This is a genomic window from Alcaligenes sp. SMD-FA, from assembly GCF_025960365.1.
Lineage (GTDB): Bacteria > Pseudomonadota > Gammaproteobacteria > Burkholderiales > Burkholderiaceae_B > Alcaligenes > Alcaligenes aquatilis.
Genome location: NZ_CP110108.1, coordinates 1,590,228 through 1,605,140, shown reverse-complemented (window position 1 = coordinate 1,605,140; position 14,913 = coordinate 1,590,228). Strand labels below are relative to the sequence as shown.

At 55.7% G+C, this 14,913-nt stretch carries 15 protein-coding genes; 7 read left to right on the top strand and 8 right to left on the bottom strand.

What is annotated here, in order from left to right:
* Positions 1-68: 68 nt before the first annotated feature.
* Entirely contained in the window at positions 69-962 is an 894-nt protein-coding gene (locus OKX01_RS07415) for an arsenic resistance protein (protein WP_413544472.1), read from the bottom strand.
* 101 nt (positions 963-1,063) lie between these two features.
* Positions 1,064-1,306 carry a hypothetical protein gene (locus OKX01_RS07410; RefSeq protein ID WP_094196415.1) on the bottom strand — a complete coding sequence of 81 codons (243 nt, stop codon included), beginning with the start codon at positions 1,304-1,306 and terminating at the stop codon, positions 1,064-1,066.
* A gap of 126 nt (positions 1,307-1,432) precedes the next feature.
* Between OKX01_RS07410 and OKX01_RS07405 the strand changes: the two genes are divergently transcribed.
* Positions 1,433-1,876 carry a hypothetical protein gene (locus tag OKX01_RS07405; protein WP_264672709.1) on the top strand — a complete coding sequence of 148 codons (444 nt, stop codon included), beginning with the start codon at positions 1,433-1,435 and terminating at the stop codon, positions 1,874-1,876.
* Positions 1,877-1,891: 15 nt separating this feature from the next.
* Here OKX01_RS07405 and OKX01_RS07400 read toward each other — a convergent pair whose 3' ends face one another.
* Both OKX01_RS07400 and OKX01_RS07395 read right to left on the bottom strand, forming a co-directional pair.
* The gene (locus OKX01_RS07400) at positions 1,892-2,815 is read right to left on the bottom strand and encodes a DNA/RNA non-specific endonuclease (RefSeq protein ID WP_413544463.1); all 924 of its coding nucleotides are present in this window, start codon (positions 2,813-2,815) and stop codon (positions 1,892-1,894) included.
* A gap of 186 nt (positions 2,816-3,001) precedes the next feature.
* Complete coding sequence (locus OKX01_RS07395; protein ID WP_264672708.1) at positions 3,002-3,403, bottom strand: DUF1090 domain-containing protein; 402 nt, start codon at positions 3,401-3,403, stop codon at positions 3,002-3,004.
* A gap of 347 nt (positions 3,404-3,750) precedes the next feature.
* On the opposite strand from OKX01_RS07395, the gene OKX01_RS07390 reads away from it, so the two are divergent.
* Positions 3,751-4,071 (top strand): DUF202 domain-containing protein, encoded by a 321-nt coding sequence (locus OKX01_RS07390; protein WP_264672707.1) that lies wholly within the window; start codon positions 3,751-3,753, stop codon positions 4,069-4,071.
* A gap of 20 nt (positions 4,072-4,091) precedes the next feature.
* Here the strand turns inward: OKX01_RS07390 and OKX01_RS07385 are convergent, their stop codons facing one another.
* The 3 genes from OKX01_RS07385 to OKX01_RS07375 all read right to left on the bottom strand — a co-directional run bounded on the left by OKX01_RS07385 (position 4,092) and on the right by OKX01_RS07375 (position 7,348).
* On the bottom strand, positions 4,092-4,559 hold the full coding sequence (locus OKX01_RS07385; protein WP_264672706.1) for a PaaI family thioesterase: 468 nt from the start codon (positions 4,557-4,559) through the stop codon (positions 4,092-4,094).
* Positions 4,560-4,599: 40 nt separating this feature from the next.
* Positions 4,600-6,429 carry an SLC13 family permease gene (locus OKX01_RS07380; RefSeq protein WP_264672705.1) on the bottom strand — a complete coding sequence of 610 codons (1,830 nt, stop codon included), beginning with the start codon at positions 6,427-6,429 and terminating at the stop codon, positions 4,600-4,602.
* Positions 6,430-6,541: 112 nt separating this feature from the next.
* On the bottom strand, positions 6,542-7,348 hold the full coding sequence (locus OKX01_RS07375; protein WP_264672704.1) for a sulfite exporter TauE/SafE family protein: 807 nt from the start codon (positions 7,346-7,348) through the stop codon (positions 6,542-6,544).
* Between the two features lie 106 nt (positions 7,349-7,454).
* On the opposite strand from OKX01_RS07375, the gene OKX01_RS07370 reads away from it, so the two are divergent.
* Complete coding sequence (locus tag OKX01_RS07370; RefSeq protein WP_121740096.1) at positions 7,455-8,222, top strand: AraC family transcriptional regulator; 768 nt, start codon at positions 7,455-7,457, stop codon at positions 8,220-8,222.
* 121 nt (positions 8,223-8,343) lie between these two features.
* Here OKX01_RS07370 and OKX01_RS07365 read toward each other — a convergent pair whose 3' ends face one another.
* Positions 8,344-9,249, bottom strand: a complete 906-nt coding sequence (locus tag OKX01_RS07365) for a hypothetical protein (RefSeq protein WP_249462124.1) — start codon at positions 9,247-9,249, stop codon at positions 8,344-8,346.
* Positions 9,250-10,091: 842 nt separating this feature from the next.
* Here OKX01_RS07365 and dapD point away from each other — a divergent pair.
* Genes dapD through OKX01_RS07345 form a run of 4 tightly spaced genes read left to right on the top strand, consistent with a single transcriptional unit; the run spans position 10,092 to position 14,888 of the window.
* On the top strand, positions 10,092-10,910 hold the full coding sequence (dapD, locus tag OKX01_RS07360; protein ID WP_026482863.1) for a 2,3,4,5-tetrahydropyridine-2,6-dicarboxylate N-succinyltransferase: 819 nt from the start codon (positions 10,092-10,094) through the stop codon (positions 10,908-10,910).
* Between the two features lie 2 nt (positions 10,911-10,912).
* On the top strand, positions 10,913-12,049 hold the full coding sequence (gene dapE, locus OKX01_RS07355) for a succinyl-diaminopimelate desuccinylase (protein WP_125277484.1): 1,137 nt from the start codon (positions 10,913-10,915) through the stop codon (positions 12,047-12,049).
* Positions 12,043-12,966: a 50S ribosomal protein L3 N(5)-glutamine methyltransferase gene (gene prmB / locus OKX01_RS07350; RefSeq protein WP_094196406.1), complete on the top strand. Its 924-nt coding sequence runs from the start codon at positions 12,043-12,045 to the stop codon at positions 12,964-12,966. The genes dapE and prmB overlap by 7 nt, the downstream gene beginning before the upstream one ends.
* A complete protein-coding gene (locus OKX01_RS07345; protein ID WP_094196405.1) occupies positions 12,963-14,888 on the top strand; it encodes an ABC-F family ATP-binding cassette domain-containing protein in 1,926 nt (641 codons plus the stop codon). The genes prmB and OKX01_RS07345 overlap by 4 nt, the downstream gene beginning before the upstream one ends.
* Positions 14,889-14,913 lie beyond the last annotated feature (25 nt).

Below are 14,913 nucleotides of genomic sequence, written 5' to 3'. Positions count from 1 at the left end.
GCGTGCTGCAAATGATATTTGCCAGCCAACAAACGGCTTACACAAGAAACCACTCAAGCCTGTTCGTTTTAGCCTCCGCGAGCCAATACGCGCACATAGACCAGTTGCGCCAGCAACTCCACCAAGGTCTGGGTCAAAATGATAGCGGGCAACAAGGGCAAGGCACCTGGAATAGCCAGGGCCAAAGGCAGAACAACCAGGGAGTTACGAGTCGCGCTGCTAAAGGCCACTGCTCGTCGCAAAGGGACTTCCAGACGTACTTGTTGCGCCAGCACCCAGCCAATGACAGGAGCCAGGACGGCAAACAGAACATACACTGGCAAGACGCGCCACAACACATCCAGCGCCGGCTCCAATTGCCTCAAAACGGCGGCTACCACAATAAACAGCACCAGGGCGGTAGCCGGGACAGGCGCCAGGCCTAAACCCGTCTGGATCTGCGCCCAGACGCGACTTTTCCCAGCAAGATACTGAGTCGCCCCCGCCAATAGCAGTGGAGTCAAAATCAGAAAAAAGAAGGCGTCCAGAAAAGGCCCGGCCTTGATGTACAGGCCAAACTGTTCTCCCAATGCCAACTTCAGGAACAAGGGTAAAAGCAGCATTTGCACCACAAGCAGCACCGGCGTAGCCGCTAGCAAGCTTCGCGCATCTGCACGGCCTAATTGAGCAAACGTGACAACGTAGTCAATGCAAGGGGCCAGCAGCACCAGCAACACACCCAGACGCAGCATGGTATGGTCTGGCAGCAAGGGCAGCAGCGCAAAGACAAAGAGAGGAATCAGACAAAAATTGGCCACGAGCAGCACGGCCAAAAAGCGCAGTTGCGTCAGCGCCTTACCCAGTTGAGAAACAGGCACCTGCAAAAAGGTGACATACAACATGAAAGCCAGTGCCGGATTGATCCAGTCGACCAAACTGGCCGGCATCACCCAGACACTGGACATCAAACCGGCCAGCAACATCGCCACACAATAAATGGCGATTTGCCGACTTTCCAACGCTTCACGAATCACGGTCAGCACCTCGCTTGGCAGCAAACCCGCAGCACTGCCGTGAAAAAACCTTACAGACCGCTACGACGCAAACGGGCGGCCGACTGACGATTCAAGTCCCGAGCCTCACGCTCGGCATATTCGCTTTCACCAGCTTCGTAGCGACCTTCATGCATGCAGGACTCACGATCCCAGGTACATTCATTGAAGAGTTTGGAGACGGGGCCACCGCCTGGTTTGGCCGAAGAACACGCCGCCATCAAGGCAGTCAAACCAATGACCGCAGCACCTTGGATCAGTCGTCGAAGCATCATTTCGTCTTCCCTACAAAAAATCTTTTCTTACCGCAAATCGAAACGACAGCCAATCGCGGACAATACGAACACTGTACCCCGAGGCCTAAAAGCTCGTCGATTCCCTTTCCTGTTAATTTGCAATTTATGACTCAAGAACAATTTCTGCTATTGGCCCAAATTTTGCACTTATCACCCAGCCCGGAGCTTGGGCACGAGACGCAACGTCCAGACGGGTCCCTTAGCCCAGAGGCACAACAAATCCTGGCTCTACATCATCAACTCAAGCAGGCCTATGTTATTCACCGGCCCACCGCGTTTCGGGTTGTGGTCAGCCATGACGATCTGGATCGATTCCCTGGCGCGCTGGACCTAAAGCAGGGCATGCGCGTCCAACTTGTCTCCTACATCAGTGAACGCTACATCAACGTTCGCATCACCGAAGTTCCCTCTACACCCAAGGCCTATTTCCGAGGGATGGTCACGGAGCAAAACACCGGCTACACGCTATTTGAAGTCGGGGACAACGTGTATTTTTCTGAAGACCAAGTGCACGCTGTCCTCAAGCCGTCGGCCGGGCGACATCCCTGATCCCGGGTCCCGCCTCTATCCCAAGGTTTTCAGGCTGGAATCGGGCAACAAATGCAGCCCAGTCCGACGGACAAACTCTTCGTAGCTGATGGGTGGGCTAACGCGAGTGGACGCCTGATTCGCCTGCCAATGTACCCAGGAGCGTCGAGTGCTTGCGTCGTACACCAACTTGAATAAATGACTGGGAACGGCAACCTGACTAGAGCCAATGCTTGCCGCACGGCGCGCATACACTGGCCCGGTAAAGACATAGACATTACCGGCAGCACGGGCGACGTATTTACGAGTATCCGCTTCAATCTTGTTCCAGGGACCGGCATTATGAGTCTGGTTTTGCGGCACCATATTAGCCAAAGAAAAGCTTTGGGCCATACTCTGTTCAGAGGCCATGTCCCCTGCCGGAGCCATGTGTCCACGTGAAAATCCCGAGCCCCGGTAGTCATTCAGTTCGGCGCGTTCGGCCTGAGGCAAACGGCCTTCGGCATAAAAACGATCCGTACGCTTGACGCCCTTGGCCGACTGAATCTGTTGCCGATTCAAACGCTGCACAACAAACACCGGGGTTTTGGTTTGGCCGCTATGCAAAATCGCAAAAGCGCTAAAGCATAACTCCCGTTGCGCATAAGCCATGGGCACAACAGGCCGTGAACCGGGAAAGAACTGGGGGCATTGCGCAAAAGAGGTCTGGACATACCCATCAATGGCAGCAGGGACGGGCGCACTGTCTTGCTGAACGACCGTGGGCCAACCCAAAGACACCAGAAACGGCTCAAGACTTTGCCAGTTCAGCCCCTGGGGATGAAGCCAGGCAGTCGCAAGCCCGAAACTGGTCAAGGCCGCTGCAATGACTGATTTCAAAAATCGGGACGGGCTGCTCTGCCTTGTTTTCTTTCTACTACTGGTTTTTTTAACGCGACGACCTGTGCTTTTTCTGCTCATACCACTCTTGTTTTATGCTTGGTCGGCCTACATCATTGCGCCGACTGCACCTGTGATTATAAGCAGTCCTTTCTATATAAAAGGAACGTGCCCCCACCGGGAGCACGTATTTCCTTCTGACTCCTGCCTTTTTCAGTCCATTTGACGAGCCTAGCAGAAGCGGATTCAAAAGCTGGAGCGCGCTTCTTACTTTGCGCTCAAGGCCTGCAGCTCTTTCAATTCCTCTTGCAACTGCTCCAGCTTGGCGCGATCGCGCTCCAGCTTTTTCTCCAGCTCCTGCACCTTGTCTTGCCGCCCTTCAGCACGCTTTTCGGCGATTTCGTCAATACGATCCTGAATGTCCTCTTCTTGCTCGCGGATATCATCCTGCACATCGCGCAGCAAGTCAGCATCTCGACAATGCATTTGCACATTGGCCAATGCGCGCTGCAGACCACGCTCGCGGTGCACATTCCCGTGCTGGCGCGCATAGTCGATCTGGTTCTGGATCTCAGCAGCCCGATACTGGCAAGCTGGGTTATCCGCCCAGGCGGGCAAAGCCATCACACCTAAAACGGCGCTCAAGCACCATACAGAGCTTTGCATCATGATTACTCCTGCTGTGTTCATCCGGACTTCCATCCTACCAGCGCATGCTCTATTTACCCGGAATGGACTCTTAAAACAAACTTCGTCGGTTTGTGACGAAAGCGTGATTAAATTCGGATATTCCTTCGTTTATGCCATGCTTAAGTAACAGAATTGTCGCAAATTGTGGCAAAGAACTTACACAACGTGTCTTTAAGCATAAAACAGTTCAGTTACACTCGAAATCCTCATAAAGCAAACTTTTACTTTTAATCGTGTCCAACATCACCATCAGGAAATGGATTTTTTTCCTGTGCGCTGCTTTGATTGTTTTGTGGCTCTTTCCCTTTGCGCACATCAACGAAAGTTTGCTCAACTCCTCCCAGGCTTATTCAGCCTGGCACACTAGTGTGCTCAACTCCTTGATGCCGTTGTCAATCCTGGCCGTTGCCAGCTTGATCTGGGCAGACAAAGCGGTGTCCGCCTGCCTGGCGATGGCCGTCAATACCGCCTTGTTTTTACTGGCGATCAAAAACATCTGTGATACCGCCGACCGTTTCTCGCACGTATGCGGTATTGATGTTTCTGTTTCCTACGGAGCCATCCTGTATGGACTGGGCATGGCAACGCTGTGGGTGCTGCTGCTTATCTATCGCTGGAAAAGTCCTAAAGAGCGGCACGGCTCCTGAGATAGCCCTGCCCCCCGGCCTCAAGACTTCTCCGCCCGCCCCTGCATCACCATAATCGTTTGCTGCATCAGCGCACATAAAGTCTGCTTGCCTTTTTCCACGGCCAATACCTCGGCCTGTGTCACGATCAAACTGCGGCCGTGACGAACCACGCAACCTCGGGCCAGCAAAGACTCCCCTTTGGCCGGCGCCAGAAAATTCAGCTTATATTCCACACTGAGCACGCTGGCGCCCAAAGGCGTACAGGTCATGGCGGCATATCCCCCGGCCGAGTCGGCAATCATGCCCACAACGCCGCCGTGCACAAAGCCATGCTGTTGCTGCACACCCTCCCAATGCGGCAGATGAATCTCAACCAAACCTGCCTCAACAAGCGGCATAGTGGCGCGAATCAGACCCATGGCCTGCTGGCGCGAAAAACTATCTTGCACGGCTTGAAGCACTTGCGGATCCAATGCGGGATTGGCAGAAGCGAGGGCTGAATTCATAACTGGGGTCTCCTTTATTGTTATCGTGGACACAGCAGTGTCAAACTGGATTGAAAGGCCAGAAAACGGGAATCAACATCACGCCCAAGACCCAGAAAATCAAGTTCAAGGGCAAACCGACTTTCAGAAAATCAGCAAACCGATAACCACCCGCGCCGTAAACCATCGTATTGGTTTGGTAGCCCACAGGTGTTGCAAAACTGGTGGAGGCGGCAAACGTCACCGCGATCAAAAAAGGCGTGGGATCAACCCCCATCATTTTGGCAGTGGACATCCCTATCGGTGCCAGCAGCACCGCGGCGGCGGCATTGCTCATAAACTCTGTCAAGACCAAGGCCATCAGATAAACCACAGCCAGCACCGTCAACGGCCCAAAAGACTCAACCAGACCAACCGTGTTTTCCACCAGAAACTGGGCGGCCCCCGTCTCGCTCATGGCCAATCCCAAGGGCAACAGACCTGCCATCAAGATAATGATGCGCCAATCAATGGCGTCGTAAACATCGTCCGCCTTCAGGCAACCGGCTAGCGTCATCGCCACGGCGCCCACTAATGAGGTAATACTGATGGGCACCCAGCCCAAGGCAGGCACCACAATCACCAAAGCCATGGTGACCAGGGAAAAAGGTGCGCGCCAGCCCATTTCTTTTTCAGCCTCACGCTCGGACAGCACAATAATATTGCTATCAGCCCGCAAATCGGCCGCCTCGGAAGCCGGGGTCAACATCAGCAAAATATCGCCTACCTGCAAGCGTACAGCACGCAATTGCTCGCGTAAGACCTGACCACGGCGGTGAATCCCCAACACGGTGGCATTCCTTTGCCAACCCGCCCTCAAGCTGCCCAAGGTACGCCCACTGATACGCGAACGCGGCGCAATCATGACCTCCGTCAAAACCTGATCGACTTGTTCAAAAGATCGTTGTTCCAACTTGAACTGCGGGTCTACTTCCAGGCCAGCTTCTTTGCGCAATTCATCCAGCTTGGTCCAATCTCCACGCGCCAACAACACATCATCCTGCTCAATCTTCTGCTCTCGCGGCCCCCACACTTTGATATCACCGCGCAACAACTCCAGAACAAATACGCCATACTGCTCACCCAACTTTGCGTCGCCCACAGACTGACCGATCAAGGACGAGTCCGGCATGACCCGCAGTTCGGTGATGTACTTGCCCAACTCATATTGTTCGACCAACTCGCCACCACGCGCAGCAGGCAATAGCCAGCGCCCTACTGTCAGCAGGTAAATACAACCGACTGCCATGCAAATGACACCCAGCTTAGTGAATTCAAACATGGTGAAGCCGGGATGCCCCATGTCGCGAGCAATGGCATTGACCAGCAGGTTGGTAGAGGTCCCGACCAAGGTACAGACCCCGGCCATTTGCGAGACATACGACAAGGGAATCAGCGCTTTGGAGGCTGACATGCTTATCCGTGCGCTGGCGGCCATCACGATAGGAATGAACACCGCCACCACTGCCGTGTTATTGACAAAGGGGGCGATCACCGCCAGGACCAGGAACAAAAGCACCAGAAACTGAAGTGGGGAGCGGGCCTTGCCCAGCAAATCCCCAATCCCTGACAGGGCTCCGCTGTTTTGCAGGCCGGCGGCCAACACAAACATCGCAGCGACGGTGACTGTGGCCGGATTACTGAAGCCGCCTACGGCCTGTTCAGGAGTCACCAAGCCCAGAACAGCCAAGGTGCTAAGCACCAATAAAGCAATCGCATCGATTCGGAGTTTCTCTGTGGCAAACAAGACAATCGCAACTAAAGCCAAGCCCAAAACCACTGCAATTTCGGTTGTCATGTTGCCCCACTCCTGTTTGTTCTGTGCTGCCAAGTATAGGTAAAAATGCAGCACTCCAAGCGCTGCATTTCGCCGTACTAAACAAAAAAACACAAGTTTTTCAAAACAGGCAAAGCGAAACCCGCTGCATCAGGTAGATGCTGATACCGCATCACCCTGGCCAGATCTAGACCAGCAGCATCACCAGGAACACCCCTGCCAACAAGGCGATATAGGCTTTGGCATGAATACGGTCGGGGATCTTGCCGATCCAGCGTGAGCTAAAGCGAATCCCCAGCCAGGAGCCAATCACCAGCACCAGACATGCGCGCAAGTCGATATAACCCACATGCCAAGGCCCCAATGAATCTGCATTCCAGGCCAGCATGGCGTAGCTCAGACTTCCCACCACCGCCATCGGCAAAGACAAGGGATTTGCTGCCGCTGTGGCAGCCGTCATGCTGGCACCGCGTCGACGCATCAAAGGTACCGTAATCACGCTCCCGCCCACGCCCAAAAAGGCGGCCATCCCACCAATAAGAACGCCTGCCCCGGCGCTGCTGGCCTTGCTTAAAGGGCGAATGATAGTGCTTGCTTCCTGGGTAAAACCCGCTCGAAACAGGCTATCAAGAATCGTCAGGCCCAGATACACCACAAAAACCCAACGCACCCAGGCCCCGCTCAAGGCCATGGCCGCTACCGCACCAGGAATCGCCCCCAGGGCGATAAACCAAAGCAAAGGACGCACCTGCCCCCAAGGCACGGTGCCAGCCTTGTGATGGCGCCAACTGGACAGGCCAGCCCCAAAAATCATGACGCAGGTGGACGTGGCCACGGCAATATGCATAGCAGCCTGACCCATCGGACTGTCCAGGCCATACATACCAATCAGCACCGAATACAACACGGGAACCACTACAAAACCGCCACCGAAGCCAAATAACACGGTGGTCATTCCGGCCAGCAAACCAAAAAACAGCAATAGCAAATACATAGCCACCGATCAAAAGAGATGCTAAAGCCCAAGAATAGGCCGCCCCGCTTTGGCTGACATGCTAAAACCAGTCAATAATACTTTCGTTTCGGCCAGAGGCTTGCTGATGCACAATGTACGACTGGATAGCGTGGATGCCACCCCCCGCCCCTTGCTGGCGATTGGCACGGACTACGCCCCGGGCACTCTGCTGGACTTTCATGTACACCGGCGGGCGCAAATGCTCTATGCCATGACAGGCTTGATGGAAGTAGAAACGGACGATGGCGCCTGGGTCATTCCACCCTACAGTGGCGTCTGGATTCCGGCCGGCAAGCGCCATCGCGTGCGCATGCAAAGCGCCAGTACGCGCAGTCTATATATAGAACCCGAGGCCGCCCCCCGCCGCAGCACACATTGCGAAGTGCTGGTGATTACGCCCTTGCTGCATCACTTGCTGCTGGCCTCCCTGGCCTTGCCCGCCTTGTACGAGGAAAATGGCCGCGACGGTGCCTTGGCTCAGCTTCTCTTGCATGAAGTTGGCCTGGCACACACCATGCCGCTCTTTGCGCCCATCCCCCAAGATTGCTCCTTGGCCGCTCTGTGCAAAGCATTCCTGGGCCAGCCTAATATCCAAAGCACGCCAGAACAATGGGCCAAGCAATTGAACAAAAGCCTGCGCAGCTTCACACGTCTGTTCCGGCAGCAAACCGGCATGAGCTTTAGCGAATGGCGGCAACAAGCCTGCCTGTTGACAGCCTTGACCAAGCTGTCTGCCGGCCAATCAGTCACCCAGATTGCGCTGGACCTGGGCTATGACAGTGCCAGTGCCTTTTCCACCATGTTCCGTCGCCGTTTAGGGCAAGCTCCCAGCAACTTTATTCGTGTTCCCTGACGCGTCGGGCCAGGCAGCAGCTTGATCGAAGCGGATACAAAAAGGCCCCCGAAGCTCTGAAATTCGGGGGCCTTGCACCGCTCGCTTCAAGGGATAAGCGGTTCATCGTCGTACAAAAGGCTTAACGCGTGATACGCGCCCGTCCACCAATCGTGGCCGCCAGACTGGCCACAAAGGCACCGACCAACAAGGATGCAAATGCCCACAGCGCGAAAGCAGCAGCAGCCTTGCGAGCGGTATCTGCTGCTTCGCGTGCTTGCTGCTCCAACTTCTCGGCTGTTTCCTTGGCTTGCATTTGAACTGAGTCCAGACGTTCCTTGGCCTGTTCAGGCGTCAGACCGGTGCGATTGGCCACCAGGCGCAGCAAGTAATCCTGATCCTGCTGGGACACCTCACCTTCTTTCAGGCTGCGCGCCAGAATGCGGCTGACTTCACGCTCAGGGTTGCCCGTGTGTGCCGATGCGTTGGCAGGGTCAGCCGGACGCAACAAGGCGTCGGTGAAATAGCTCAGACCTGGACCTTGAGCATGATCTTTTCCTGCCTGGCCCACAACCGCCGACGCGGCACCCACTCCGGCCCCAGCCAGATTCGCCCCTGCCTGTGCCGTACCTGACACCACGGAGGCAACGCCCGAGCCCAGCAAGAAAACGCTGACAACCACACTGACAGCCCACACAAGAAAGCCATGCGCCGTATCGCGGAAATGAACTTCGTCGCCATGCACACCGGCCCAGTTAGTACGCAAACGGCCAGTGACATAACCCGCAATGCCATAAGCGACGATCTGTGTGACAAACAACCAAACAATCGTGCCGATAGCCATGGTGGTGCCCGAGGCCCCGTCATTGCCCCAGGGAGAGATCGCCATGAAACCCAGCCCCGTCCCGCCTACCAGCAAGGTAGCCGTCAAGGCTGCGGCGATCACCGCGCCCCCGATGATAGCTCCCCAAGACACCGCGGAATGCGATGACTCTGCGCCGGCGTGCGTACCCAAAGCTGTCTCCGAACCCAATTGTGTCGTAGCCATGATGACTCCTTACTCAAGATTGTGATCGCAAATACCTTAGTGCCAAAACAAGGCCAGCAAAATGATGATAGGAATAGGGACACCTAAAAGCCATAAAAGAATCGATCTCATAACCCCTCCATTAAAATGAAGAAACAAGAGCAAAATCTGGCTAAAACAAAAACAGCACAATCATTCTAGGCAGATAAAAATCGAATGAATTTTAAAAAATGTAAAAAACACTACTGAATTATTGAGCATAATGACGACCCCTTTTTCTTCACACCAACACGGAAACATGCCTAGGGAGAAAACGGTCAACCGCGTTTTACTTAGCGCTCACAGAGGAAGAGCAGAAGTTTTCAAGCTGGAAAACAATCCGACACAAACGCCAAGCCAAGCCTGATCAAGAACACTGCATACGATCACCACAGTAATTGGCGCTTATTTTTTATTATTTTGAAATAATTAATTACGTAGACGACTTAATAAAATAAACGCAATAAACAATAAAAAAATAGTCATATAAAAAAAATAAATTTTTATCAAAAAACAAGAATTCAGAAAAACCGCCTTAAAAGAAAAAGAAACAGCGCAAACATGCACGTCCAGCCATGCTGCTCGTACGGTTTCACGGCTCAATCCTGGTCCAGAAACCACAACCGTCCCCCTTCACCCACCCTCATCCCACACTCATCTGCTCTCAAAAGCGACAAAGAAAGCCATAAAACCGTGCATGGATGGGGCAGACTCGGTTATTCTGTTGCCTCCATTCAAGCACGGCCGCTGCGGTAGTTAACCGCGCATCATGCGCCTTTATTCCGGTACTGCCCATGACGGCCTGCATTCACAGAGCCTAGCCTATGAGCGACCTCCAAAGTCTGATCGAGTCAGCGTGGGAACAACGAGCTTCCCTCAGCCCCCAAGAACACAGCATTGAACTGCGCACGGCCATCCACACCGTGATTGAAAAGCTGGATTACGGCTCCCTGCGCGTGGCGGAAAAAATCGACGGACAGTGGCAGGTCAACGACTGGGTCAAGAAAGCGATCCTCCTGTCCTTCAGGATCAACGAGAACCGTGTGATGGCCAGCGAGCCCGCTCCCTTCTACGACAAAGTGCCACTGAAGTTCGAACAGCATGATCAGGCCGCTTTTGCCCAGGCCGGTTTTCGCGCCGTCCCCGGTGCGGTGGTGCGCCAAGGTGCCTACGTCGCTCCGGATGTCGTGCTGATGCCCTCGTTTGTGAACATCGGCGCTTATGTCGGTGAAGGCACCATGGTCGATACCTGGGCCACCGTGGGTTCCTGCGCCCAGATCGGCAAGCATGTTCATCTATCGGGCGGCGTCGGTATTGGCGGGGTATTAGAACCTCTGCAGGCCAACCCCACTATCATTGAGGACAACTGCTTTATCGGTGCCCGCTCCGAAGTAGTGGAAGGGGTCATCGTGGAAGAGAACTCGGTGCTGGCCATGGGCGTGTTCCTATCGCAGAGCACCAAAATTTACGAGCGCGAAACGGGCAAGATTTATCAAGGCCGCGTCCCTGCAGGTTCGGTGGTGGTCCCTGGTTCCCTGCCTTCGGCCGATGGGCTGTACAGCCTGGCCTGCGCCATCATCGTCAAGCGTGTGGATGCCCGTACCCGCGCCAAGACCAGTATTAATGATTTACTTCGCGCCTGAACATGAGCACTGACTTTTCCGTACTAGATACCCTTAAAGCCCTGATTGCCCGCCCCTCGGTGACCCCCGAGGACGCCCACTGCCAGCAATGGCTGGGCGCCAGGCTGGAGCAAGCGGGCTTTAGCCTGGAACATCTGCCCAGCGGGCCGGTGTCCAACCTGTGGGCCCGCCGTGGCACCGAAGCGCCCTTGTTTATTTTTGCAGGTCACACAGATGTGGTCCCTGCCGGGCCAGAAGCCGCCTGGGACTCGCCCCCGTTTGAACCTACCGTGCGCGATGGACAGCTCTATGGCCGTGGCGCTGCGGATATGAAGGCCTCGATTGCGGCCTTCATCCACGCAGTTGAAGAATTTACCCAGGCCCATCCTGAGCACAAAGGTTCGATTGCCCTGCTACTGACTTCGGATGAAGAAGGCCCGGCAACCGACGGCACCGTGCATGTTTGCCGGGTCCTGAAAGAACGTGGCGAACAACTGGACTATTGCATTGTGGGCGAACCCACTTGTTCACGCCAACTGGGTGACACCATTAAAAATGGCCGTCGTGGCTCCATGTCCGGGCATCTGATCGTAAAGGGTCGCCAGGGCCACGTGGCCTACCCGCAGTTAGCGATCAACCCACTGCATATATTCGCGCCTGCGCTGCACGAGCTGACAGACCGCATGTGGGACGCCGGCAATATCGACTTCCCACCTACCAGCTTTCAGATCTCGAATATCCATGCCGGTACTGGCGCGGGTAATGTGATCCCCGGTCAGTTGGATGTGCATTTCAACTTCCGTTTTTCCACCGAGCAAACCCCTGCCGGCCTACAAGCCGAAGTGGAGTCCATTTTGCGCCGTCATGGTGTGGACTTCCAACTGGAATGGACAGTAAGTGGCGAGCCCTTCCTGACCGAGGCTGGCCCGCTGAGCCAGGCCCTTGCCAAGGCCATCGAAACCGAAACCGGCGTACAAACCGATCTGTCCACGACAGGCGGCACCTCCGATGGTCGCTTTATCGCTAAAATCTGCCCTCAAGTGGTCGAATTTGGCCCGCTCAACGCCAGCATTCATCAAATCAACGAGCACGTTGCGGTTGCTGACCTTGAGCCTCTTAAAAACATTTATCGCCGTACATTGGAATCCCTGCTTTGTTAAGCCCTTGCATCGATCATTCCTCCCTGCTTCAAGCCCAGCAGGAACTGCGCACCGTGCGCGACGTGTTGCGCTGGTCTGTCAGCCAGTTCAACCGCTGTCAGTTGGCCTTTGGCCACGGCAGTGACAATGCCTGGGACGAGGCCGCCTACCTGCTGCTGCACACCCTGCATCTGCCACTGGACACGCTGGACCCGTATCTGGACGCCATCATGCTGGAGTCCGAGCGCGCCGCCTATCTGGCTCTGGTTGCCCGCCGCTGCAACGAGCGCGTGCCCGCCGCCTACCTGACCGGCGAAGCCTGGCTGCAAGGCCATCGCTTCCGCGTCACCACCGACACCATCGTGCCGCGCTCTCCGATCGCGGAATTGCTGGCAGAGCAGCTCCAGCCCTGGATTGCCGACCCAGACGCCATCTACAACGCCTTGGATTTGTGTACCGGCTCAGGCTGCCTGGCTATTTTGACGGCGCTGGCTTTCCCACAAGCGCAAGTCGATGCGGTGGATCTGTCCGATGCCGCGCTAGAAGTGGCGCAGTCGAATATCGATGCTTTTGAGCTGAACGATCGCATGAGCCTATACAAGAGCGATCTGCTGGATCAATTGCCACAAACCGCCTACGACCTGATCATTTGCAACCCACCGTATGTAAATGAGCAGTCCATGCAGAACCTGCCCCAGGAATACCAGCACGAGCCACAACTGGCTTTGGCTGGCGGTGACGACGGCATGGACCTGGTACGTCGCATTCTGGAAGCAGCCCCCAATTTCCTGTCGCCTGAAGGCGTACTGGTATTAGAAATTGGCAATGAGTACGACAATTTCATCGCCGCTTTCCCGGAGCTGGAGCCTATCTGGCTAAGTACGGAAACCGCTGAAGACCAGGTGCTCTTGTTAAGCCGGGAGCAACTGGCTCTGTGATACGCGCAACTGGAATTACGCTGCGTCGCGGCGTCAAAGTCCTGCTGGACAATGCGGATTTTATCGTCAATCCGGGTGAGCGCCTGGGCATTGTGGGCAAGAACGGTGCGGGCAAGTCCTCGCTGTTTGCTCTGCTGCAAGGCGAGCTGGATCTGGACGGGGGTGACCTGAGCATCCCCGAAGTCTGGGAAGTGGCCAGTGTACGCCAAACCATTCCAGATCGTGACCGCCCTGCCCGCGAATTTGTTATCGACGGCGACGAGCGTCTGCGTGCCTTGCAGGAAAAACGCGCCAACACGCCCGATAGCGATGGCCAGGCCATTGCCGAGCTGGAAAACGCCCTGATCGAAGCCGATGCCTGGTCCGCCCCTTCGCGTGCCGAGCAACTGTTGGCCGGCCTGGGTTTCCGCCCCGATCAGTGGATGCTGCCCGTGCGCGAGTTCTCCGGTGGCTGGCAAATGCGCCTGTCCCTGGCCCGCGCCCTGATGGCCCCTTCTGACCTGCTCTTGCTGGACGAACCCACCAACCACCTGGACTTGGACGCCATGCTCTGGCTGGAGCGCTGGTTGGGTTCCTACCCCGGCACGGTCCTGCTGATTTCGCACGACACCGAGTTTCTCGATGCGGTGGCCCGTTCGATTCTGCACGTAGACCAAGGAAAGTTGGTTCGCTACAAAGGCGGCTACAACGACTTTCTGGTGCAACGTGCCGAGCGCGTCCAACAAAGCCAGATCGCCTACGAGCGCCAAACCCGTGAAGCCGCGCGTCTGCAAAGTTTTATTGACCGCTTCAAGGCCCAGGCCACCAAGGCCAAGCAGGCACAAAGCCGCGTCAAGGCTTTGGCCCGCATGCAGACCGTAACGCTCTTGCGCGACGACTCAAGCGTTTCCATTCGCCTGCCCTCGCCCGAGTACACCCCCGATCCCTTGCTGACATTGGATCAGGCCGATCTGGGTTACCCCGGTCAGGACAAAGCGATTTTGAGCCAGGTCCGTCTGATGGTGCGCGGTGGTGCCCGTGTGGGGATTTTGGGGATGAACGGCGCAGGTAAATCCACGCTGGTCAAAACCCTGGCTGGCAAGCTGGAACCTATCAAGGGCGAACGCCTGGAATCCAAGGGCCTGGTAATTGGCTACTTTGCCCAGCACCAGTTGGACTCCATTGACCCGGACTCCACACCCCTGCAACATCTGGCGCGTCTGGCTCCGGATGTGCGCGAGCAGGAACTGCGCAATTACCTGGGCTCTTTCGGTTTTAGCGGTGATATGGTCACCAGCCTGACTGCCCCCTTCTCCGGGGGTGAAAAGGCGCGTCTGGCCCTATCCCTGATTGTCTGGCAAAAGCCCAATCTGCTCTTGCTGGACGAACCAACCAACCACTTGGACGTGGATACCCGCGAAGCCCTGGCGGCTGCTTTGGCTGACTACGGTGGCAGCGTACTGCTGGTATCTCACGATCGCCACTTGCTGCGTTCTACCGTTGATTCGTTCTGGATCGTGGCCGATGGTCAGGTTCAGGAGTTTGACGGCGACCTGGAAGACTACCGCGACTGGCTACTGGCCCGCAGCGCACAATCACGCTCGGAAGCTCGCCAGGAAGCGCGTGCTGATACGGGCAATGAAGGCACAGACCGCAAGACGCAACGCCGTCAGGAAGCCGAGCTGCGCCAACGTCAGGCCCAGCAACGCAAGCCCCTGGAAAGCCGCTTGAAGAAAGTGGAGTCGGCCATGGAGAAAGCTCAGCTACGTTTGCAGGAGCTGGATACCTTGATGCAGGACCCCGACTTTTATTCGGACAGCTACAAAGACCAACGGCCCGCCTTGATGACTGAGCATGGTGAACTCACCAAAACACATCAAACGCTGGAAGAAGAATGGCTGGAAATTCAGGAAGCGATGGAAGAAATTGGGCGGCAGGTTTAGGCCCATCAATTCCGTTCTGCTCATG

What these genes read in the sequence shown, in the direction of transcription:
- OKX01_RS07415 (WP_413544472.1), bottom strand. Translation starts at nt 962, where the DNA reads ATGTTGCTGGCCGGTTTGATGTCCAGTGTCTGGGTGATGCCGGCCAGT.
- OKX01_RS07410 (WP_094196415.1), bottom strand. Translation starts at nt 1,306, where the DNA reads ATGATGCTTCGACGACTGATCCAAGGTGCTGCGGTCATTGGTTTGACT.
- OKX01_RS07405 (WP_264672709.1), top strand. Translation starts at nt 1,433, where the DNA reads ATGACTCAAGAACAATTTCTGCTATTGGCCCAAATTTTGCACTTATCA.
- OKX01_RS07400 (WP_413544463.1), bottom strand. Translation starts at nt 2,815, where the DNA reads ATGAGCAGAAAAAGCACAGGTCGTCGCGTTAAAAAAACCAGTAGTAGA.
- OKX01_RS07395 (WP_264672708.1), bottom strand. Translation starts at nt 3,403, where the DNA reads ATGATGCAAAGCTCTGTATGGTGCTTGAGCGCCGTTTTAGGTGTGATG.
- OKX01_RS07385 (WP_264672706.1), bottom strand. Translation starts at nt 4,559, where the DNA reads ATGAATTCAGCCCTCGCTTCTGCCAATCCCGCATTGGATCCGCAAGTG.
- OKX01_RS07375 (WP_264672704.1), bottom strand. Translation starts at nt 7,348, where the DNA reads ATGTATTTGCTATTGCTGTTTTTTGGTTTGCTGGCCGGAATGACCACC.
- OKX01_RS07370 (WP_121740096.1), top strand. Translation starts at nt 7,455, where the DNA reads ATGCACAATGTACGACTGGATAGCGTGGATGCCACCCCCCGCCCCTTG.
- OKX01_RS07365 (WP_249462124.1), bottom strand. Translation starts at nt 9,249, where the DNA reads ATGGCTACGACACAATTGGGTTCGGAGACAGCTTTGGGTACGCACGCC.
- dapD (WP_026482863.1), top strand. Translation starts at nt 10,092, where the DNA reads ATGAGCGACCTCCAAAGTCTGATCGAGTCAGCGTGGGAACAACGAGCT.
- dapE (WP_125277484.1), top strand. Translation starts at nt 10,913, where the DNA reads ATGAGCACTGACTTTTCCGTACTAGATACCCTTAAAGCCCTGATTGCC.